The organism is Bartonella sp. CL63NXGY, assembly GCF_042194905.1.
Lineage (GTDB): Bacteria > Pseudomonadota > Alphaproteobacteria > Rhizobiales > Rhizobiaceae > Bartonella.
Genome location: NZ_JBHINK010000006.1, coordinates 63,624 through 85,670 on the forward strand (window position 1 = coordinate 63,624; position 22,047 = coordinate 85,670).

General features: G+C 41.9%; 20 protein-coding genes. 18 read left to right on the forward strand and 2 right to left on the reverse strand.

The genetic code is table 11. The features are described 5' to 3' along the window. The first annotated feature begins 1,393 nt into the window (after positions 1 to 1,393). The 3 genes from ACFIK0_RS04785 (at position 1,394) to clpB (ending at position 5,275) form a co-directional block, all read left to right on the forward strand. A complete protein-coding gene (locus ACFIK0_RS04785; RefSeq protein WP_375663597.1) occupies positions 1,394 to 1,528 on the forward strand; it encodes a hypothetical protein in 135 nt (44 codons plus the stop codon). A gap of 812 nt (positions 1,529 to 2,340) precedes the next feature. Next, the gene (locus tag ACFIK0_RS04790; RefSeq protein ID WP_375659840.1) at positions 2,341 to 2,499 is read left to right on the forward strand and encodes a hypothetical protein; all 159 of its coding nucleotides are present in this window, start codon (positions 2,341 to 2,343) and stop codon (positions 2,497 to 2,499) included. A 196-nt stretch (positions 2,500 to 2,695) separates the two neighbouring features. Next, the gene (gene clpB, locus ACFIK0_RS04795; RefSeq protein ID WP_375663598.1) at positions 2,696 to 5,275 is read left to right on the forward strand and encodes an ATP-dependent chaperone ClpB; all 2,580 of its coding nucleotides are present in this window, start codon (positions 2,696 to 2,698) and stop codon (positions 5,273 to 5,275) included. Positions 5,276 to 5,668: 393 nt separating this feature from the next. Here clpB and ACFIK0_RS04800 read toward each other — a convergent pair whose 3' ends face one another. Beyond that, a complete protein-coding gene (locus ACFIK0_RS04800; RefSeq protein ID WP_375631429.1) occupies positions 5,669 to 6,040 on the reverse strand; it encodes a helix-turn-helix domain-containing protein in 372 nt (123 codons plus the stop codon). A 315-nt stretch (positions 6,041 to 6,355) separates the two neighbouring features. Here ACFIK0_RS04800 and ACFIK0_RS04805 point away from each other — a divergent pair, with 315 nt between their 5' ends. From ACFIK0_RS04805 to ACFIK0_RS04825, 5 genes are all read left to right on the forward strand, one after another. After that, positions 6,356 to 6,658: a hypothetical protein gene (locus tag ACFIK0_RS04805; RefSeq protein ID WP_375663599.1), complete on the forward strand. Its 303-nt coding sequence runs from the start codon at positions 6,356 to 6,358 to the stop codon at positions 6,656 to 6,658. 266 nt (positions 6,659 to 6,924) lie between these two features. Next, on the forward strand, positions 6,925 to 7,158 hold the full coding sequence (locus ACFIK0_RS04810) for a hypothetical protein (RefSeq protein ID WP_375659708.1): 234 nt from the start codon (positions 6,925 to 6,927) through the stop codon (positions 7,156 to 7,158). A 234-nt stretch (positions 7,159 to 7,392) separates the two neighbouring features. Beyond that, complete coding sequence (locus ACFIK0_RS04815; RefSeq protein ID WP_273791293.1) at positions 7,393 to 7,548, forward strand: hypothetical protein; 156 nt, start codon at positions 7,393 to 7,395, stop codon at positions 7,546 to 7,548. Between the two features lie 486 nt (positions 7,549 to 8,034). After that, positions 8,035 to 9,270, forward strand: a complete 1,236-nt coding sequence (locus tag ACFIK0_RS04820) for an MFS transporter (protein ID WP_375646295.1) — start codon at positions 8,035 to 8,037, stop codon at positions 9,268 to 9,270. Positions 9,271 to 9,914: 644 nt separating this feature from the next. Continuing rightward, the gene (locus ACFIK0_RS04825; RefSeq protein WP_375663600.1) at positions 9,915 to 10,310 is read left to right on the forward strand and encodes a hypothetical protein; all 396 of its coding nucleotides are present in this window, start codon (positions 9,915 to 9,917) and stop codon (positions 10,308 to 10,310) included. Positions 10,311 to 11,857: 1,547 nt separating this feature from the next. On the opposite strand, the gene ACFIK0_RS04830 is transcribed toward ACFIK0_RS04825, so the two are convergent. Then, a complete protein-coding gene (locus ACFIK0_RS04830) occupies positions 11,858 to 12,226 on the reverse strand; it encodes a helix-turn-helix transcriptional regulator (RefSeq protein ID WP_342753375.1) in 369 nt (122 codons plus the stop codon). A gap of 788 nt (positions 12,227 to 13,014) precedes the next feature. Here ACFIK0_RS04830 and ACFIK0_RS04835 point away from each other — a divergent pair. The 10 genes from ACFIK0_RS04835 to ACFIK0_RS04880 all read left to right on the forward strand — a co-directional run bounded on the left by ACFIK0_RS04835 (position 13,015) and on the right by ACFIK0_RS04880 (position 21,998). Continuing rightward, positions 13,015 to 13,341: a hypothetical protein gene (locus ACFIK0_RS04835; RefSeq protein WP_273791298.1), complete on the forward strand. Its 327-nt coding sequence runs from the start codon at positions 13,015 to 13,017 to the stop codon at positions 13,339 to 13,341. A gap of 183 nt (positions 13,342 to 13,524) precedes the next feature. Beyond that, positions 13,525 to 13,656 carry a hypothetical protein gene (locus ACFIK0_RS04840; protein ID WP_375663601.1) on the forward strand — a complete coding sequence of 44 codons (132 nt, stop codon included), beginning with the start codon at positions 13,525 to 13,527 and terminating at the stop codon, positions 13,654 to 13,656. Positions 13,657 to 13,839: 183 nt separating this feature from the next. Further along, positions 13,840 to 13,989 (forward strand): hypothetical protein, encoded by a 150-nt coding sequence (locus ACFIK0_RS04845; RefSeq protein WP_375631417.1) that lies wholly within the window; start codon positions 13,840 to 13,842, stop codon positions 13,987 to 13,989. A 696-nt stretch (positions 13,990 to 14,685) separates the two neighbouring features. Further along, on the forward strand, positions 14,686 to 16,047 hold the full coding sequence (locus tag ACFIK0_RS04850) for a PBSX family phage terminase large subunit (protein WP_273791300.1): 1,362 nt from the start codon (positions 14,686 to 14,688) through the stop codon (positions 16,045 to 16,047). After that, positions 16,032 to 17,882, forward strand: a complete 1,851-nt coding sequence (locus tag ACFIK0_RS04855) for a portal protein (RefSeq protein ID WP_375631416.1) — start codon at positions 16,032 to 16,034, stop codon at positions 17,880 to 17,882. Before ACFIK0_RS04850 ends, ACFIK0_RS04855 begins: the two co-directional genes overlap by 16 nt. A gap of 152 nt (positions 17,883 to 18,034) precedes the next feature. Then, the gene (locus ACFIK0_RS04860) at positions 18,035 to 18,190 is read left to right on the forward strand and encodes a hypothetical protein (RefSeq protein ID WP_375663602.1); all 156 of its coding nucleotides are present in this window, start codon (positions 18,035 to 18,037) and stop codon (positions 18,188 to 18,190) included. Positions 18,191 to 18,453: 263 nt separating this feature from the next. Then, the gene (locus ACFIK0_RS04865; protein WP_375637709.1) at positions 18,454 to 19,227 is read left to right on the forward strand and encodes a hypothetical protein; all 774 of its coding nucleotides are present in this window, start codon (positions 18,454 to 18,456) and stop codon (positions 19,225 to 19,227) included. A gap of 606 nt (positions 19,228 to 19,833) precedes the next feature. Beyond that, complete coding sequence (locus ACFIK0_RS04870; RefSeq protein WP_375659831.1) at positions 19,834 to 20,952, forward strand: N4-gp56 family major capsid protein; 1,119 nt, start codon at positions 19,834 to 19,836, stop codon at positions 20,950 to 20,952. Positions 20,953 to 21,035: 83 nt separating this feature from the next. Further along, on the forward strand, positions 21,036 to 21,731 hold the full coding sequence (locus tag ACFIK0_RS04875) for a hypothetical protein (protein WP_375643517.1): 696 nt from the start codon (positions 21,036 to 21,038) through the stop codon (positions 21,729 to 21,731). A gap of 21 nt (positions 21,732 to 21,752) precedes the next feature. Beyond that, positions 21,753 to 21,998 carry a hypothetical protein gene (locus ACFIK0_RS04880; protein WP_375663603.1) on the forward strand — a complete coding sequence of 82 codons (246 nt, stop codon included), beginning with the start codon at positions 21,753 to 21,755 and terminating at the stop codon, positions 21,996 to 21,998. Positions 21,999 to 22,047 lie beyond the last annotated feature (49 nt).

Sequence of the window (22,047 nt, forward strand, 5' to 3'; positions counted from 1 at the left end):
TCAGTTTTTTTGCTTTTAGTGCTTAAAGCACCTGGACATAGCAAAAACTCCCGGAATTCCGGGATACCCACAAAAGTAGGCTCAATTGTACGCTCGGATTTAGGGCTTTTAGTTCCCTATTGATCGTTGCGTGGACGATCAAAAACACGTGCTTATCAATAAAGTAATTTCAGAAGATTGGCAAGAGAAATGAAAATAATCTCAAAGACTATAAAATTGGGTACTTTTTAAAAAAGTGCGAAATATGGATTATAAATCGCGTCTTTTGCTTAATCAGAAATGTCGAAAAATTTTGATTTTTAGTTGGCACTTCAAGCCCCCCCCTCCGGTTGCGAGCGCCCTCGCATTGGTATTCCGGGAGTCAAAATACTGAGCTCTAGTCAGTTTTTTGCTTTTAGTGCTTAAAGCACCTGGACATGGCAAAAACTCCCGGAATTCTAAGGATACTCGCAAAAGTGGGCTCATTTTACGCTAGGGTTTAGGGCCTGTTTTCCCTGTTGATCGCTGCGTAGACGATCAAAATGACACTTTAAGTGATAAAGTAATTTCAGAAGATTGGCAAGAACAATGAAAATAATCTCAAAGACTATATGATTGGGTACTTTTTAAAAAGTGCGAAATATGGATTATAAATCGCGTCTTTTGCTTAATCAGAAATGTCGATAAAATTTGGATTTTTAGTTGGAACTTTACACCCCCTCCGGTTGCGAGCGCCCTCGCATTGGTATTCCGAGAGCAACAAGTACTGAACCCTAGTCAGCTTTTTGCTTTTAGTGCGGAAACGCACCTGGACATAGCAAAAAACTCCCGGAATTCCGGGAAACCCACAAGAGTAGGCTCAATTGTACGCTAGGGTTTAGGGCCTGTTTTCCCTGTTGATCGCTGCGTAGACGATCAAAATGACACTTTAAGTGATAAAGTAATTTCAGAAGATTGGCAAGAACAATCAAAAATTTTCTATTCTGTTATGCCATAAAACGGCGCTATTTGGAGGGGTGTGATATCAGCATAATCAATATTCACATTTAGGCGTTTTTTAGAGTGTGTGATAAATGTTTTAGGCTGGACTTATCTGTCTAGTCTAATGAAACAGTTTCGTTTGTGGGGTGGGTGATAACTATACAAAGTGATCAGTAGGGGGCCTTTGAGATAAGAAGTTGGATTGTTTACAGAACAGTGTTTACAAAGCGGTGTGGGGTGGTGAACCTTTCGTTGGCTTTGTTCTGTAAAGATGTAAAAGCGTAAAAATGTATATCCGTAAAAGTGAAGCGGAGGATTTGTGGATTTATATATTGTGCGTGTTTTGGTTACGTTGGGCTTTTGTCTGACATAGAATGTAGTGAGAGGATTGGGGGAGGTGCCAGACTGGAAGAGAAATGGAGAGTGTTGTTGAGTGCGTTGGTTGGAGAAGAGTGTGGGAGGAATGGAAGGTGATCTGAAACGAATGCGTGGTCAGTGGTGGAAACTTGCTAGACAAGTATTTGAATTATTTACAGAACAGTGTTTACAAAGCGGTGTGGAGTGGTGAGCCTTTCGTTGGCTTTGTTCTGTAAAGATGTAAAAGCGTAAAAATGTATATCCGTAAAAGTGAAGCGGAGGATTTGTGGATTTATATATTGTGCGTGTTTTGGTTACGTTGGGCTTTTGTCTGACATAGAATGTAGTGAGAGGATTGGGGGAGGTGCCAGACTGGAAGAGAAATGGAGAGTGTTGTTGAGTGCGTTGGTTGGAGAAGAGTGTGGGAGGAATGGAAGGTGATCTGAAACGAATGAGTGGTCAGTAGGGGGCCTTTGAGATAAGACGTTGGATTGTTTACAGAACAGTGTTTACAAAGCGATGTGGGGTGGTGAACCTTTCGTTGGCTTTGTTCTGTAAAGATGTAAAAGCGTAAAAATGTGTTTGTGAGAAAGGAGTGGGGGGCTATGTGTTGTGTGTGTTTTTGTCATGGTGAGAAATGTGGCGAGATAAATGGAGGAAAGAGTCTGTGAATGGAAGTTGGGAGGAAGAGTGCTGTTAAGTTGTGAGTGTGTGACGGGAGAGCAAAACGGGAAGGGAGAATGAAGAGAGTGCGCATGGATAGGAGGAGAGTGTTGGTAAGGCGGTGGTGCAAAGAGATGCGTGAAGGAATGGTGATTTAAGGAGATAGAGCTTGATTTGTTGAGCCTGATGAAGTGCTGTCGTTTGAGGAGGGGAGTCTGAAGACGGGGGACTAGGCAAAAAGCTGGGTTCTTTTACAGAACAGTGTTTACAAAGCGGTGTGGGGTGGTAAGCCTTTCGTTGGCTTCGTTCTGTAAAGATGTAAAAGCGTAAAAATGTGTTTGTGAGAAAGGTGGGGGGGCTATGTGTTGTGCGTGTTTTTGTCATGGTGGGCTTTTGTCTGACATCGATGGGAGCATTGGGGGTGAAGAGACTGTAATAGTGGGGCTAGGCCGGTTGGGGTTGGGCTGGTGGGGAAGCTGGGCTGGTGGGGCGTATAGGGGAGTTGCGGTTTTTGTTTAAATTGATAGCGTATTTTTTTCTCCCTCTTGCTATGAGGCGTGTAAAAACCCATATTCTTTTTAGCACTACGGTTCTTCTTCATGCGGCATCATTTGCGGTGTTTTGTGGGGGGTGGGCTGTCCTTTGAAGATGTCTCTTTTGTGGAATGTTGGGGGAATTTAAAGTGCGGTGGTGGCTTGAGATTTAAGGAAAAAAAATGAATTTGGAAAAATATAGCGAACGCGTGCAGGGTTTTTTACAATCAGCACAAAGTAGTGCCCTTGCTTCTGATCATCAGCAGTTTTTGCCGGAGCATCTGTTGAAAGTGTTGTTAGACGATTCTCAAGGATTGGCAGCATCACTGATCCAAAAAGCGGGTGGTGATCTTACTCTTATTCGAAAGGCGCTTAACGAAGCACTTGATGCTTTGCCTAAAGTGCAAGGGGGGAATGGACAGCTCTATCTCTCTCAGCCGTTGGCAAAAGTCTTTAACATGGCGGAAGATTTGGCGAAAAAAGCCGGTGATCAATTTGTGACCGTTGAGCGTGTGTTGCAAGCGCTGATCATGGAAAAGACCGCAAAAACTGCTGATATTCTTACAAACGGAGGGTTGACAGCGCAGGCGCTTAATGAGGCTATTAATGATTTGCGGAAAGGAAAAACAGCAACAAGCCCCCATGCCGAAAGCCAATATGATGCTTTGCAAAAATATGCCCGTGATCTCACAAAAGATGCCCGTGAAGGAAAACTCGACCCTGTGATTGGGCGGGAAGAGGAAATCCGCCGCACTATTCAGGTGCTCTCTCGGCGGACCAAAAATAATCCTGTGCTTATTGGTGAACCAGGGGTGGGGAAAACAGCTATCGTGGAAGGGTTGGCATTGCGCATTGTTAATGGCGATGTGCCTGAAACTTTGCGGGATAAACAGCTTCATGCGTTGGATATGGGAGCGCTTATCGCTGGTGCAAAATATCGTGGGGAATTCGAAGAGCGCCTCAAAGCGGTGTTGGCAGAGGTGCAAGCTGAAAATGGGCAGATCATTTTGTTTATCGATGAATTGCATAATCTCGTTGGGGCTGGAAAATCTGACGGTCCTATGGATGCTTCTAACTTGTTAAAACCTGCTCTTGCACGCGGAGAACTCCATTGTGTGGGGGCTACTACGCTCGATGAATATCGAAAATATGTCGAAAAAGATGCTGCTCTTGCACGCCGCTTTCAGCCTGTCTTTGTACCGGAACCCTCTTTGGAGGATACTATTTCTATCTTGCGCGGTATTAAGGAAAAATATGAACAACATCACAAAGTGCGCTTGGCTGATAGTGCTTTGATTGCGGCGGCGCGTTTGTCTAACCGCTATATTACGGATCGCTTCTTGCCGGATAAAGCTATTGACCTTATCGATGAAGCGGCGGCACGGTTGCGCATGCAGGTCGATTCAAAGCCGGAAGAACTCGATGCTGTTGATCGGCGTATTTTACAGTTGAAGATCGAACGGGAAGCTTTGAAAACAGATGTCGAGCCAACAGCAAAAGAACGTTTGGAAAATGTGCAGGAGGAACTCAAAACATTGGAACAACAGTCCGCTGAGATGACAAGTGCTTGGCAGGCTGAGAAACAAAAATTAGGGCATGCTGCTGATTTGAAAAAACAACTCGAAGAAGCACGTAATGCTTTGGCTATTGCACAACGTGATGGACAATTCCAACGCGCTGGAGAGCTCGCTTATAGCGTTATTCCTGAACTCGAAAAACAATTGAGCATTGCGGAAAATGATGATCAACAAAATCATCTCGTTGAAGAGACGGTTACTGCTGAACATGTGGCGCGGATTGTTTCACGCTGGACCGGTATTCCTGTTGATCGAATGCTGGAGGCAGAACGGGAGGCGCTGTTGCGTATGGAAGATGAAATTAGCAAACGTGTGATTGGGCAGGGAGAGGCTGTTCAAGCTGTTTCTCGCGCTGTACGCCGTGCGCGCGCAGGGTTGCAAGATCCCAATCGCCCGCTTGGCTCTTTCATGTTTTTGGGTCCTACCGGTGTGGGAAAAACCGAATTAACCAAAGCACTTGCCGCTTTTCTTTTCCAAGACTCCAATGCCATGTTGCGCATCGATATGTCGGAATATATGGAAAAGCATGCTGGGGCGCGGCTGATTGGGGCGCCACCTGGATATGTCGGTTATGAAGAGGGAGGCGTGCTGACGGAAGCTGTACGTAGAAGACCTTACCAGGTCATTCTATTCGACGAAATTGAAAAAGCACACCCTGATATTTTTAATCTCTTGTTGCAAGTGTTGGATGAGGGACGTTTGACCGATAGTCAAGGACGTACCGTCGATTTTCGCAATACCTTGCTGATTATGACTTCTAATCTTGGTGCTGAGTTTTTAACTGCTTTGCCTGAAGGGCAAACCGTTGAGCAGGCAAAAAATGATGTTATGAATGTCGTGAAAGCGGCTTTCCGTCCTGAGTTTTTAAACCGTATTGATGAGATTATTCTCTTTCAAAGGCTGCAACGTCACGATATGGAAGCGATCGTCGATATTCAGATAGAACATTTGCAAAATTTGCTCAATGAACGCAAAATAACTTTGCAAATCGAGCCAGAGGTGAGAAAATTTCTTGCCGATAAGGGCTATGATCCGCTCTATGGTGCGCGTCCGCTTAAACGGATTATCCAAAAAGAAATTCAAGATCCACTGGCGGAAAATATCTTATTTGGGAAAATTCACGATGAGACGACGGTGAAAATTACAAAACAAGGAGATCGGTTGGAATTTTTGCCTGAAGATTAAGTGTGGAAAAATTCACGCTATAAAGGGCGGTGATAATCCTATTATGCGATAACACCGCTCTTTGAAGCGTGCTGATTTAGAAAAATTCACGATGAAACAGCGGTGTTTTATTGCAAAGCAAAGGGAGTGGTCGGTGTTTTTGCATGTTAAATGAGCGTTCTCGAATATCGTAGGATTCTTTTACTTCTGTTTGTCGTGAAAGCTATTTTCTTACAATGTTATAAGTGAAGTCACAAGAGGGATTGCTTTATTGCTTTATTGCTTTGTGCGTAAAAGCGTTAAAGAGAAATGCTGTTTATTCGCCGTAAAACATTGCTCTTTGAAGGGGTGTGCTGGTTTGAATTCGACTTAAGGGGAATATGAATGGAATGATGTTGATCGTTGCGCTTTTGCTTAATCAGAAATCAACCACAAGATTGCTTTTTGTTTTTTCGGCTGAAGTTCTCTAAAGTTTTTTAAAAGGGTGTGTTCTTTTTCGCTATAGGTTTCTTGATTGTGGTGTAAGAGAGTTTCTTTTGTGGGAAGATCTTCTTTTGTGGCAATGTCTGCATAAAAAAAGTTTACGGGAACCTCTAGTTTTTGGGCGATTTCCAGTAAACATTTGGCACTTACACGGTTTAAGCCTTTTTCGTATTTTTGGATTTGTTGGAAACTGACGCTTAAATGGCATCCTAATTCTTTTTGGGAAACTCCCATTGCAATGCGTCTGTGACGGATTCTTTTGCCTATCAGAATGTCGATAAAATGTGGATTTTTAGTTGGCACTTCAAGCCCCCCTCCGGTTGCGAGCGCCCTCGCATTGGTATTCCGGGAGTCTAAAAGTACTGAACTCGAATCAGTTTTTTTGCTTTTAGTGCTGGGAAGCACCTGGACATAGCAAAAACTCCCGGAATTCCGGGATATCCGCAAAGCGGGACAAATTCATGTACGAGTTTTCGGGCTTTTAGCTCCCTATTTGACCGCTGCGTATACGATCAAAAACACAGGTCAATTCATAAGGCAATTTCAGAAAATTGGCAAGAAAAATTAAAATAATATCAAAGACTATAAGATTGGGTACTTTTTAAAAAAGTGCAAAATATGGATTTTTGGTTGGCACTTCAAGCCCCCGCTGGGGGCGAGCGCCCTCGCATTGGTATTCCGGGAGTTAAAAACACTGACTTGACTCAGCTTTTTGCTTTTAGTGCCAAAGCACCTGGACATAACAAAATCTCCCGGAATCCCGGGATACCCGCAAAGCGGGATAAATTTATGTGTCAAGTCTTCGGGTTTTTAATCCCTATTGATCGTTGCGTAGACGACCAAAATTACACTTTAAGTGATAAAGTAATTTCAGAAGATTGGCAAGAACAATCAAGAATTTTCTATTCTATTATGCTGTAAAACACTGCTCTTTTAGGGGGAGTGAAGAGCTAGAATATTTGAGGGCAGGGCTTGATTTGTTGAGCCTGATGAAGTGTTGTCGTTTGAGGGGGGGTGTCTGAAGACTGTAAGGGTACTAGGCAAAAAGCTGGGTTCGTTTATAGACTATTGTTTATAGAGCGGTGCGGGGTGGTGAACCTTTCGTTGGTTTCGTTCTGTAAAGATGTAAAAACGTAAAAACGTATATCCGTAAAAGTGAAACGGAGGACTTATGGATTTATATATTTGTGGATTTATATATTGTGCGTGTTTTTGGTCACTTTGGGCTTTTGGGGGCGTGGAATGTGGTGCGAGGATTGGGGGGAAGTGTCTTCGTGAATGGAGGGAGACGTTTAGAGGAAGAGGGGTGTTCAGTTGTTAAGTGTGTGATGGGAGAGAAAAAGGGGGAATGGAGGATGAAGAGAGTGCGCATGGATAAGAGGAGAGTGTGGGTAAGGCGGGTGTTGCAAAGAGATGCGTGAAGGATGGCGAGGAGATAGGGCTTGATTTGTTGAGCCTGATGAAGTGCTGTCGTTTGAGGTGGGGTGTCTGAAGATTGTAAGGGTACTAGGCAAAAAGCTGGGTTCGTTTACAGACTGTTGTTTATAGAGCGGTGTGGGGTGGTGAACCTTTCGTTGGCTTTGTTCTTTAAAGATGTAAAAGCGTAAAAATGTATATCCGTAAAAGTGAAGTGGGGGATTTGTGGTTTATATATTGTGCGTGTTTTTGGTCACTTTGGGCTTTTGGGGGCGTGGAATGTGGTGCGAGGATTGGGGGGAAGTGTTTTCGTGAATGGAGGGGGAAGCTGGGAGGAAGAGGGGTGTTCAGTTGTTAAGTGTGTGATGGGAGAGAAAAGGGGGAATGGAGGATGAAGAGAGTGCGCATGGATAAGAGGAGAGTATGGGTAAGGCGGGTGTTGCAAAGAGATGCGTGATGGATGGCGAGGAGATAGGGCTTGATTTGTCGAGCCTGACGAAGTGCTGTCGTTTGAGGCGTGGTTGGGTGTAAGCTTTATTTTGTGGGGAAAGCTGCTTTTTGACGTGGGATTGTAGATTAGTGCTGGTTGGGAATTTTCATTCTTTGAAACGTGGGGCGGAGGTCAATGTAATAATATGGAAGATTGTGATCTCATAATTTTTACATTCTTTCTTTTTTTAAAGCAAATAAGCAAGAAAAATTAATATATTACTTGATATTAGAGTAAATGCTTATATCAAGAGGAGTATTTCTTTAAAAATTTTCACTTAACTTATTAAGCGATTTATTAGAATAAAAGACTCTTCTGAAGTTCATATCACCAATTGTATCGAAGGAAGTGTAACTTTAAGTGTAGAAAAGTTTAATATCGGATGGTTGATATGAATTTGTTTTTAAAAAAGAGTCCATTAGCTCTTTTTTGCTCTCTCTTTATTTCCAAAGTTGGTGATTATGCTTATGAAGTTGTTTTTATTTTACTGGTCTTAGAATTAACAGATAACACCTTTTTTACAGGTCTTGTGTATTTTTTTCGATTTATCCCTTTTCTCTTTTTTGGCCCTATAGGAGGTTGGTTAGCGGATAATTTTTCTTTGAAGAAAAATATGATCTTAAGTGAAGTTGTTAGATTATTAGCTTCATTGTTTGTTTTTATAACTTATATAACAGGTACGGCACATATCATTGTTCTTATTTTTGCAGCAATATGTACAACGATAGGAAGAAGTATTTTCCAACCAAGTTTTCAAGCTGCTATTCCCAGAATGTTTTCAATAAAAGATCTTACAAAGGCCAATAGCATTGCTCAAATTATCATGGAAACGGCAGCCGTCATTGGCCCTTTGGTTTGTTCCATACTGCTTTTTTTAGCAAATAAATCGGCAGTACTCATTTTTGATTTTTTTACCTATTTTATATCTATTATCATGTTATTTAATCTCATGAATTTAAATTCAAGCGAGAATAAATCATTCAATTTTATAAAAATTTATAGAGAAACAGCTTCATATCTTAAATATATTTCTACAGAAAATAATAATTTATTTATTACGCTCGTTGGATCGTCGTTTGCTATTCTCTTTACGGGTGCAATTTTAAGATTTTTAATTCCAGCTTTTGTTCTTTTTGTGGGGGGAGAGGAAAGCTTTGTGAGTTATATTTTTTCTCTCATGGCTGTTGGAACTATTGTTGGTGGTTTGTTATATAGTAAAATTATATTAAATATTACTTCGTTGAAGCTCATGATATTTTGGCTTCTTTATGGGGTTATTCTGTTTGTTATGCCCTTAGCTGCAGAAATTTATTTAAAATTCCTTCTCGTGTTAGCATTTGTTTTAGGATTTATTGGTGCCTTTGTGGATATTGGTTTAGTCTCAGCTATTCAATTATATTCTCGTCGTGAAGATTTTGGTAAGAGTTTTGGAACCTTTTCAACTTTAGCAAACTCTGCGGAAGCAATGTCTGGCTTTATTGCTGGACTTTTGGCTCTCGTGGGATTGTTAAGCTCTTTTTTAGCGATGTCCGCATTAATTATTTCCACGGGAATTATTGGCGTTGTAAAAATTAAGAAAAATAAAGAGTTAACACCTCTTAACACGACAGTCGATGACGACCATTGATATATTTGATATCTCCATGCCGTTTCTTTTTTTTAAAGACGGTTTGCTCATTATCTTATTCATGAGGTAAAAACACCGCTTTTTGAAGGGGGTGATCTGAAACGAATGAGTGGTCAGTGGTGGAAACTTGCTAGGCAAGCATTTGAATTCTTTACAGACCGTTGTTTATAGAGTGGTACGGGGTGGTGAACCTTTCCTTGGCTTTGTTCTGTAAATATGGAGAAGCGTAAAAATGTGAATCTGTAAAAGTGAAGTGGAGGATTTATGGGTTCATATATTGTGCGTGTTTTTTTGTCATGATATGGAGGGGTGAGAAGGATTGGGGGAAGTGTCTTCGTGAATGGAGGGGAAATGAAGGGTGCTGTGCGTTGGTTTATGTAATGCAACACACCATGAAAGTAAGTATACATATACTATATGCTTTACATGTGTTTTTTCGTACTTTTAACATATATATTTTGTGTCTTAAACATAAGCTTTGAGTACTATGAGAGATGGTGGTCGTTTTTTAAACAAGCGAGAAAGTGATTAACTAATGCTTGATAGTAAAGCAGTATGTTGTTAAGGCTATTCTTTGAAAGGATGCTCTTATTTCTGGTGTAGGAGCTTCTCAGAAGAGAATACAATTAATAGGGGAAGTCTAGATGTCAAAATATTTATTTCCGTTGCCTCTTGTCTTGGTGGCTGGTTGTGCATCTATCAATAATTATTCATCAAATTATGTCAGTCCAAATATTACGCAAGATGATATAAAATTAATTGCTAACGATTTTGTTCGTAATCTTAAAAAACCTTTACCGCCCGCTACAACAACACTTATTGTGAAAAAAAATAAAACAGAAGACAACTTTACTCCTGTATTTATTAATCTCTTGCGACGGAATGGATATAACGTGATCTATACAGATCAACCAAACAAACAGCAAAATGGTGTAATTTTGACTTATCAAATAACGCCAATAAAGATAGGTATTCTGTCTATGGTTTCTTATGATGAGGTTGGAGTAACGCGTTATTATATTCGCACTTATAATAGATGAAACCCCTTTGCCGGTTTGTCTCAAAGAAGTAGATAATGAAGAAATGTGTTTCAGGGGAAGTGTTGGGATTAAATTAATCAATAAAAATTTGCAGATGTGAAAATTACATATTCAGATGACAATTATCCGTCGTCTCGTTTACAATTTCAGTGTTGTAACGAAGAAAGATGTCGTTTTATCTGTTTGCAATCCTTCATGTTCTGTCTCAGTTATATAGCGCTTTTATCGTTTCTGTCTTATAGAAAATTACTTTCTGTTCTACGGCTCTATATGCCAATCTAATAGTCAGATCTAAACAATCAAATTCATATGAACTCTTTACAGAAATCTGTTGTTTGAGATTGTTGGAAAGGTGTTTTGTTTTTATCAAATTGTCGCGTGGTGGTTTGGGAGTTTCCTTTGGCTGCGTTTTGTAAATGTGTAAAAGCGTAAAAATGTGAATCTGTAAGAGTGAAGTGAGGGATTTGTGGATTTATATATTGTGCGTGTTTTTTGTCATGGTATAATGATAAATCCATTGAGCACCCCTATCTTTACACTTATGAAGAAGCAAGCTGGGTATTATCATTATATTTGCTAGCCCCTAATGTTGTGACAGCTCTTGGAAAGGTTCATAAGAGCCATTTTTACTCCTTTCTTAATAGTTTTACACGGGCTCTCCTTGCTTTTAACGTGGAAGCGAATGATTTTGATTGATTTAACATGGGAGGGATTTGAAATGAGAGAATCTTACGATATTCGGAACTCTCAATCAATATAAATAATGCTAAATTATCATTATAAATCAATATATTGTTATTGTATGGAGTGGTGAGAAGGATTGGGGGAAGTGTCTTCGTGAATGGAGGAGAAAGTTGGGATGAAGAGTGCTGTTGAAGTGCGTTTTCTGGAGAAGAGTGTGTGGGGAATGGCTGTGAACAGATTGCAGAGCTGATGTGTAAAGAGATGTGAAGAGAGAAAAATCGTGGTGGGCGTTTATATTCTATGCGGAACTTAACAATTATAGTTGCATCTATATTTGTATGGGGGATATCCGTGAAATGGGTGTGAGAAGCATTGAGAGGTGTTTTTTTAGTAAGCGGGTGGAATGAGAAATACAATGAAATCCTATTTAGAGGGGAAAGCCTATTTAGAGGGATACCTATTTAGGAAAAATCCTATTTTAGCTCTTGTTGTTTTAGACATTGTGTTTTGTATGAGGGGCATTTTGCAGGAAAAGTGTTTTGAGGGATGTGGCTCCCTTAAAGAAAAACACAAAAATATCAAAAGAAAAATATAAAAACTTGACAAGGTAAATGTAAAAAGGTATCATAATGATACAATCGGAATTGTGCGTTTAAATCAGAAGAGATCTTTTGATAAGATTCTGTGAGAGGGGTGGGGATGTTTTTCCAAGGTTTTGGTGTTTTTATCCTATTTTGAAGTTTGTTATCCTATGATGTCGTAAACCGGTGCCTAAACCGTTTTTTGAGATGTGGTGGTATCAGGCGGCAAGGCTTTAGGCAGAGGGGAATATTGGCGAGGGATGTTGATGGGTGCGCTTTTGCTTAATCAGAAATCAACCACAAGATTGCTTTTTGTTTTTTCGGCTGGAGCTCTCTAAAGTTTTTCAAAAGGGCGTGTTCTTTTTCGCTGTATGTGTCTTGATCGTGGTGTAAGGCATGTTCTTTTGTGGGAATATCTGCTGTTAAAAGGTCCGCATAAAAAAAGTTCATAGGAACCTCTAGTTTTTTAGCAATTTCGAGCAAACACCCCGCGCTTACACGATTTAAACCTTTTTCATATTTCTGGATTTGTTGAAAACTGACACCTAAATGGCTTCCTAATTCCTTTTGAGAAAGTCCCATTGAAAGTCGTCTATAACGGATTCTTTTACCTATTGAAATGTCATTAAAATGTGAATTTTTAGTTTGCAATTCAAGCTCCCCTCCGGTTGCGAGCGCCCTCGCATGAGTATTCCGGGAGTTTGAAAGCACTGAGCTCAGCCAGCCTTTTGCTTTTAGTGCTGACAAGCACTTGGACATAGCAAAAGCTCCCGGAATTCCGGGATATCCGCAAAGCGGGATAAATTTATGTACTGAGCGTTCGGGCTTTCAAATCCCTATTTGACCGTTGCGTGGACGATCAAAAACACAGAACTATCAATAAAGTAGTTTCAGAAGATTGGCAAGAAAATTAAAATATTTTTTAGTCTGTTATACTGTAAAATAGGGATGTTTGGGGGCGGTAATCTGATGTTAGTAGGGGAATTTATTGGGTAAGAGGTTGGATGATAGTTTAAAACCGGTGCGGGGTGGAAGCTTTATTCAGCAGAGGAAAATTTGCTTTTTGAAGCCGAATTGTAGATCAGAGCTTATCTGGCGTGTTTGATGAAACACCATTCTTTGAAGTGTGGGATAGCCATATGAAATAATCAGCAGGGAAATCTGATAGACGAGAAATCAGCTTGTTGACAGACCCGTGTTTACAGAACGGTGCGGGGTAGTGATTTGAGCGTTTCATTTGGCTTTTTTCTGTAATGATGTAAAAGCGTAAAAATGTGAATCTGTAAAATTATGCGGAGGATTTGGGCTTTATGTGGGCTCTTATCTTTTTGGGTGTGTCCCATTTTTTAATTGTTGAATGCTTGGCAAATTTTGTTGCTGATTTTTATGTCATTTTTTGTGTTTGAGGTTTTGGTTTCTCTTTAGTTGGAAGGAACATGATGATGGTAGATGAACATTGTCTTCCCTTACGTCGAAGAGGGCGGAAAAAAGGGGCTTTAAATAAAACAACAAAGCGATTTAATGAAGCTCTTTTGACAGCGGCGGAGCAGGCTGGATATCACTATGGTGAAGATGGGCTGGTGTCTTATCTTCAGTATCATGCTCTCAATAATCCCGTACCGTTTTTTTCGCTGCTGGCAAAAGTGTTGCCTCTTCAGGGGGCTGGAGAAGGGCAGGTTAAAACAGTTTCGCGTATTGAGATTGTACCAGTGAATGCAAAAAATAGCGAACCGGAGAAGTGTGATACTTCGATAACTGAGGCTTGAAGAAGGCGCTGTGATGTTTGGGCATTTACTGGAGAGCAGAATATTTTGGTGGGAGATATTTGGGCTTCCTACGTGGAGACGCCGGATTTTATGGGCGATGACAGAGGGGCGTGTGCTGAAGAGGTGATACTCGAGAGGTACAATGCTTAGGGGGCGTGATGTTATCTACTGTTTTGGATTTTTGTGAAGGTTTGGTCTTTTCTCGTTATTGAAGGTGTGGAGATATCAAAAACAGTTTTGCGTATTGAGATTGTACCAGTGAATGCAAAAAATAGCGAACCGGAGAAGTGTGATACTTCGATAACTGAGGCTTGAAGAAGGCGCTGTGATGTTTGGGCATTTACTGGAGAGCAGAATATTTTGGTGGGAGATATTTGGGCTTCCTACGTGGAGACGCCGGATTTTATGGGCGATGACAGAGGGGCGTGTGCTGAAGAGGTGATACTCGAGAGGTACAATGCTTAGGGGGCGTGATGTTATCTACTGTTTTGGATTTTTGTGAAGGTTTGGTCTTTTCTCGTTATTGAAGGTGTGGAGATATCAAAAACAGTTTTGCGTATTGAGATTGTACCAGTGAATGCAAAAAATAGCGAACCGGAGAAGTGTGATACTTCGATAACTGAGGCTTGTGATATTGAAAAATGTTAGGCTGAGGTGGGTGATGTGGGGTGATGTCTTGGAAGGGGGCTGCTTTGGTGATTGCCTATCTTGAGGGAATTGAAGCGGAGGCTATCGTGCTTGTGGGCGCTCGTGATACTGGAAGGGGCTTTGGTGAATGATGCCGTAAGGGCCCGTGTGCTGGAGGGGATTTGGTGCAGGGTATTTGTGTGGTGGATATGGAACAGTGTTTTGATGGGTGAGGGCATGAAACTTGAGAGAAGTGTTATGCTTGCGGGATACATGTGTTTTGGTGGGGGTATCTTGGGGGATAGACAAGTGTGAGGATTGGTGATGCTTGAGAGGGCATGATATTGGAGGATATTGGGCTTTGGATATGCCCGAGAGCTATGTGCTGAGGCTATGATTTGGGTGGGGGATACCGTGCTTGTGGTTGGGGGATGACAGGCGCGGTGTTTGAGGGGCGGTGATGGGGGAAAATAGGGACCCCTTGGAGATAATGATCTTTGGGGGGATAGGGACTTTGGGGCGCATAGGTGTGGTCAAGGGGATCTCATGCAAAAAAGTGAAATTTATTGAATATTAGGATGAAGGAAGGTAAAGCGCTGCTTTTGAGAAGGGCGTTTTTCGTTCAATTGCTCTTTTCCTTCAATTGCTCTGGGATAATTAAACTTGGGATAAGCAAAAGAGTGAAGCGCAATTATTGCTAAAATATGAAAATTTATAATGACAACTGTTCAGAAAATTTCTCAAAAAATTGAGCAGAATACGGCTCAAGTGGCTCTTATTCCAAAGCTTATTCCTGTTTTTACTGGAAATGCCGATGTGCGAGCCGCTTGGGGAGGACGCGGTTCTGGAAAAACACGTTCTTTTGCTTTGATGTCAGCTGTGGTGGGATATCGCCATGGAATGGCTGGAGAACGCGGTATTATTCTTTGTGCACGGCAATTTCAAAATTCTCTTAATGAAAGTTCTTTGGAAGAAATTAAACGCGCTATCGAAGCTTATCCTTTTTTACAAGACTATTATGAAATCGGCGATAAATATATTAAGTCAAAAGATGGACGGATTGTCTATGTGTTTGCTGGGCTTGATCGCAATATCGCAAGTATTAAATCAATGGGGCGCGTTTTCCTTTGTTGGGTCGATGAAGCAGAGCCCGTGACTGAGACTGCTTGGCAAACACTTATTCCAACTTTGCGCGAAGAAGGAAAAGATTGGAATGCAGAATTATGGGTCACATGGAACCCGTGCCATGAAAATGCAGCCGTGGAAAAACGTTTCCGAAATGTCGATAATCCTCATATCAAAGGGGTGGAAATCAATTGGCGTGATAATCCGCAATTTCCTGAAAAACTCAATCGTGATCGAATGGACGATTTGCAGCAAAGACCAGAGCAGTATAACCATATTTGGGAAGGCGAATATCTCCAAGCTGTCCAAGGGGCTTATTATCAGAAATGTCTTCTCGAAGCCGAAATGGAAGGGCGGATTACCACTGTTCCACGTGATCCTTTGATGCAGGTGAGAATCTTTTGGGATATCGGGGGAACAGGAGCAAAGGCCGATGCTACCGCATTGTGGGTTGCGCAGTTTGTTGGACGGGAAATCCGAGTGCTCGATTATTATGAAGCCCAAGGACAACCTCTCTCAGAGCATGTGGGCTGGGTCTTTCAAAGGGGATATGAAAAGGCTCTTATGGTTTTGCCTCATGATGGCGCAACAAAAGATCGTGTCTATAATGTGAGTTTTGAAAGTGCCCTTCAACAAGCTGGTTTTCAAACCAAAATAATTCCTAACCAAGGAACAGGCGCTGTGAAAATGCGTATCGAAGCCGTAAGGCGGTTGTTTCCTGCACTATGGTTTAATCGTGAAACGACATGTGCGGGCAGAAAAGCGCTTGCTTGGTATCATGAAAAGCGCGACGAACAGCGCAATATCGGACTAGGCGCTGAACATGATTGGGCAAGCCATGGGGCCGATGCCTTTGGACTGATGTGTGTGGCTTATGAACAGCCAAATGCTAGAGCGCGAAAAAAACCTTATCGCTCGTTTCACCATTCTCAAACTTCATGGATGGCTTTTTAATGAATAGTTCTACAGATTCTTCTTTTAATCAAATCGAAACGCTTGAAAATCAAGCTCTCTTTAAAAAACTCGTGGGTTGGTATCAGGATGATATTGATCATGTCGAAAAATGGCGAAAAAATGCCCAAGAAGATTACGATTTTTATAATGGACGGCAATGGAATGAGCAAGACTTGGCTGTCTTACACGAACAAAACAGACCGGTTATGACTTTTAACCGTATTGCGCCTTTAATTAATGCCGTGATTGGGGCTGAGCGCAATAATAAAAGACAAGTGCAATTTATTCCACGACAAGAAGGGGCTGCCTTTGCAAACCAGATTTTGACAGGGGCGGCTGAGTGGTTTCGTGATGAAGCTGACGGGGAATACGAAGATTCCGATGCCTTTCAAGATGCAATTATTTGCGGAATGGGCTGGACAGATACACGCCTTGATTATGAACAAGATCCGCAAGGAAAACCAATCATTGCACGTTTAGACCCGATGAAAATGGTGTGGGATGCAAGTGCTGTCAAGCCTAATCTCATTGATGCACAACGCTTATGGTATATTGATGAAAAACCCCTTGCTGTGGCGCAGGAAATGTTTCCCCATGTTCATTGGAGTGACCTTAATGCTGATTGGGTTAAACATCAGAGTTTTTTACATTCAACCAGCGATGGGATGACACAAAGTTATCAGTCCGAGAGGGGGTATCAAGGAGAAGAGGGGAGCGGCTATCAACGTCCTAAAATGGTGACATTGGTAGAATGTCGCTGGTTTGAACGCGAGGTGGTTTATAAAGTTCTTGAGCCTCTAAGTGGAAAGTTTGTCGATTATTCAGAGCAGGATTTCCAAAATTTAAGCAAAACCTTTCCTCATGTTCAAGCAACAAGGTTGAACAGAAAAATTGTCAAACGGGCATTTTTAGGTAGAAAGCTGCTTGAAGCGCCTGATAAGCCTTTGGTTCCACCCAATCAATTGGGATGGGAGTGTATTACCGGTACTTTTGATAAGTTAAGCCGGCAATTTTATGGAATTGTGCGCCCTACAAAAGATCCGCAACGGTGGGCAAACAAATATTTTAGTCAAGTGATGCATTTGCTCAATAGCCAATCAAAAGGCGGAATTATGGCAGAGCGCGATGCTTTTGATGATGATCGACAAGCCCTCGAGAGTTGGGCTAGAGCCGATAGTATTACTTGGTTGAAAAGTGGGGCGGTGTCTGGGGGAAGAATCCAGCCTAAACCCATGGCACAATTTCCGCAAGGGTTTTTCCAATTGTTTAATGAAGCAAAGAGCGCTCTCGAACAGGTGACGGGGTTGTCTTCTGAATTTATTGGAACGCGAGCTGTCAATCAGCCTGGCATTCTTGAACAACAACGGCGACAATCGTCACTTAATCTTTTGGCTTCCTTTTTTGATGGGTTGCGTCGATATCGGCAACGACAGGGAAAAATTATTCTCTATCTTATTCAAAATTATCTGTCCGATGGGCGGTTGGTGCGTATTGCTGGTGATGAAAATGCCCAGTATGTGCCGCTGACACGCGAAATGGTGACAAGTTTGGAATATGATATTGTCGTGGATGATGCACCAACAAGTCTTAATGAAAAAGAGCGTACTTTTGCACTGATCATGCAATTGCTGCCTTTGATGCAAAATTTTACAACGCCTGAGATTATGCTCGATCTCTTACGCTATTCGCCTTTACCGGCTTCACTTATTCATAAAATTGCGATAAAGGCGCAAAACTCTTTTCAAGAAGAGCAAAATGCCTCAGCGCAGATGGGGGATAATGTGGGGACAGAGCAGATAATGCAGATGTTGCAGACAGCAAAGGCTCAACAATAGGGTGCTTTGTCATGCGTGACTTCTGATAAACGCCATATATCATAAATTGCTTATCGATTTTCGTAGTGCATGGGCTCCCTTTTCTTAAAAGAACTGTTTTGTAGGGCAGTGTTGTTGGGGGAACGCAAGGTAGAGAGGGAGTCTTGCCCGTCATGTGGGGTGAACATGGTGGGGAATGGTGGGCGCAGAATGGGCTTATCGATTTTCGTAGTGCAATGGGCTCCCTTTTCTTAAAAGAACTGTTTTGTAGGGCAGTGTTGTTGGGGGAACGCAAGGTAGAGAGGGAGGCTTGCCGTCATGTGGGGTGAACATGGTGGGGAATGGTGGGCGCAGAATGGGTTTATCGATTTTTGTAGTGCATGGGCTCCCTTTTCTTAAAAGACCTGTTTTATAGGGCAGTGTTGTTGGGGGAACGCAAGGTAGAGAGGGAGTCTTGCCCGTCATGTGGGGTGAACATGGTGGGGAATGCTGATGCTAAATGATGAGAGAGCATTGAGGGGATAAGTGCTTATGGGGCTGTTTTATCTGAAAAATTTTATTTTATTGTTAAAAAAAAGAGAAGGCTAATGTCATGGATCAAGAACACTTAACGCCGGCAGAACAAAACCAATTGAAACAAGATTTTCTGGTCTCAACACAAGAGGGAGAAAATGGTGAAATTGGAAGAGAAGAAAAAACTCTTGAAGATAATTTTCAAGGGCAAATGCTTCAACAACAGGACTCTTCGCAAAAGGCTGGAAAAGAGGTTCAAGGGGGCGAAGATGCTGCGCCAGATCCGCAAAAAGACTTTATGGGCTATATGCAATGGTTGGGAAAAACACTCCAAAAACAAGGGCTTGTACATGAAAAACAACAACCTTCTCTTGCTCGCGAAGCAGAACAGTTGCATGCGTTTTTTCAGCAGTCTGTTGCAAGTGTTAAACAAAAGCATCATGATTTTGATCAAGCAGCTGATTTTATTTATGAAACACGGGCTAAACAATTGGCAGCTTGTGCTTCGCTCTATCCTGAGATGGCAGATCCCAAAAATATTGATGCGTTGATTGGTGATGAGTTGAAGCAGATCTTGCGCGATTGTGCGCAAAAAAATCAAAATCCGGCTGAAGTGATTTACTCTATTGCACAAAAAATTGGCTACACAAATGTTCCCAATAACATGGGTGAAAATTTACAGGAAAGACACAATTCTGCACGTACTCTTGCTGCTTATAACGGCTTGACGCCAAATGGGCCGATTTCTTTGGATATGCTTGATAAAATGTCAGAAGCAGAGTTTAGCGCTTGGGTTTCTGATCCTAAAAATAAAGCCGCTTTTAATCGTTTAATGGGGGGAAGAGAATTTTAAAAACAAGAATGTGGCAGGTGTTTTTTTCGGGAACGTTAAGAGGCTTTTAGCGCAGGAGAATGCGGGGGAGTGTTTTTTTCGGGAATGTTAAGAGGCTTTTGGCGCAGGAGAATGCGGGAGTGTTTTTTGCGGGAACGTTAAGAGGCTTTTGGCGCAGGAGAATGCGGGAGAGTGTTTTTTGCGGGAACGTTAAGAGACTTTTGGCGCAGAAGAATGCGGGGGGAGTGTTTTTTGCGGGAATGTTAAGAGGCTTTTAGCGCAGGAGAATGCGGGGGAGTGTTTTTTGCGGGAACGTTAAGAGGCTTTTGGCGCAGGAGAATGCGGGAGAGTGTTTTTTGCGGGAACGTTAAGAGACTTTTGGCGCAGAAGAATGCGGGGGGAGTGTTTTTTGCGGGAATGTTAAGAGGCTTTTGGCGCAGAAGAATGCGGGGGGATTTCTCACAGCACGGATGTGGTGAGGAGAGCTCTTATAAGGGGGAGGCAGACGCTAACAGAAATTAGATAAAACTCACAAACAACCTATTCACCATTTGAAATGAAATGTGGTGTTTTAACAACCGGCGCTTTGCCGGGTTTTTTATGTCAATAAAACTTTTAGAGGACAAAATGACTGTAACTTATATCGGACTTAATGACCCAATGGCAGTGCGCACATGGTCTAAATTACTAAACCAAGAAGTCTCAAAAGCACTTCCAATTGCACCGTTGATTGGAAATGATTCAAACAGTATCGTACAATTAAAAGATGAAACCACGAAAGCAAGTGGGGATGCTATTAGCTTTAATTTGCGTGTGCAGTTGCTAGGCGATGGGGTGAGCGAAGGGCAGACATTGGAAGGCAATGAAGAAGCTTTACAGTTTCTCAATGATCGCTTAGCAATTAATGAGCTCGTTCATGCCGTGCGTGTCAAAAATGAGGGGACGATTGATCAACAGCGAATTCTCCATGATTTGCGCACCGAGGCAAAAAATGGTTTGGTTGATTGGTATGCAGATCGTCTGAGTATGATGTTCTTCATTCAAGTGTGTGGTTATACCGCAAAAGCTATTAACTTTGAGGGACGCACGATTACTCTTAAACCAGTTCATTATGGGTTTAATGCACCAACGGCACCAACCAATAAACGCGTGGTACGTCCTAACGATAAAGCAAAAGATGAGGACTTACAAGAAGGCGATTTTTTTGATCTCAGCTTGATTGATAAAGCGGTCGAACGGGCTAAATTGGCAAATCCTAAAATTAGACCCGTGCGGATCGATGGGGAAAATGTTTATGTGCTTTATCTTCATCCAACCCAAGTGACACAATTGCGAACCAATACTGATGCGGGGCAATGGCTCGACATTACTAAGGCAATCTATAGTGGAAGTCGTATCAAAAATCCGCTCTATGATGGGTCTTTGGGCATGTATAATGGTGTGGTTTTGCGCGAAGCTGAACATATTACTGAAGGGGTCGAAGCTGGAACCGCTAATAAAGCTGTGCCAAATGTGCGGCGGGCTGTTCTGCTTGGTGCGCAGAGTGCTGTGATTGCTTTTGGTAAAGATCGAGGGGCGACACGCTATAAATTGGTGGAAGAACTCTTCGACTATGAAAGAGAATTCGGGGTTGCGGCAAAAACCATTATTGGTATGAAAAAAACTTGCTTTACCTTGCCAGGAAGTACGCAAGGGGCTCAGGATTTTGGCACTATTGTCATCCCAACTTATGGAGCACCCGCTTAAAGCGAATGTTTGCTCTCTTCCCCCAACAAGAGGGATCTGTTGGGGGAAAAATTTAAAATGCTTCCAAAAACAAGGACAGGCTTATGACCACTTTATCCACTGATCCCCAAAATCTAAACCTTACACATTCAGACCATTCTAAAACTTTTGCTTATATGGTCGCGCTTATTCAAGATGAAATTGATGATACAACAGCGGAATATTCCCTGCAAATTCAAGATTCAATTTTTACGGCTTTGCGTTTGTGTGAACGCGAACCCTTTTTCTTTAATGAAAAAAGAGAAAGGACGTTTAAAACACAGAGTGGTAAAACATGGTATGGGCAAGAAGAGGGGGTTTTTATTGAAGCAGAAAAGAGTTTGGAGGGCGTCTTTTTAGTAACAAAGAATGCAACACCAACAAAGTTGTTCTTTAAGCCCTTGGAAGTGTTGCATCAACAATATGGTATGCATCCTGCGCTAGGAACGCCATTCTTTTATACGTACCTTGATCAAAAAATAGGACTCTTTCCAACACCAGAACATGTGGAAACTGTACAGCTTTCTTATGCTCCTGTTCATTTTGCTGATGAACAGCTGAAAGAGGATGATAACCCTTGGTTGATTTATGCTTTTGATCTTATTAAAGCACGGGCAAAATATGAACTTTATAAAAATATCCTTAAAGATCCTGAATATGCCGCCGTTTCTTTCAGAGATTTTCAAGAACAGCTTCAAGCTTTGCGCATTGAAACATCGCGCCAAAAAGGTTCTTCAAAGATTCGCCCAATGCGTTTTTAAAAAGTTCATTTCAAATCGTTTATGGCTGGTGTTGAAGGTTGGTTTGGCACTGGTGGCTGGTTTGTCACTTATGGCTGGATTTGCGCGTTGGGTGTTGATGGTGAAGGGCTGGTGGATGGCGTTAGGGTGGCCATTATTGATGGTATCGTTTTTTTTGGTGCGTTAAACAACTTGAGGTTGTTTATTTTGTTGAATTTTATGCCTTTAGAGTTTTTAGGGCTTTTGTGGTTTTTTATCCATAAACCTTTGTATTTTGAATGGCACTGAGCTTTTCAAAGATTTTATGGGGGGGGCTTTTGATGGCTCTTTCCCCCGT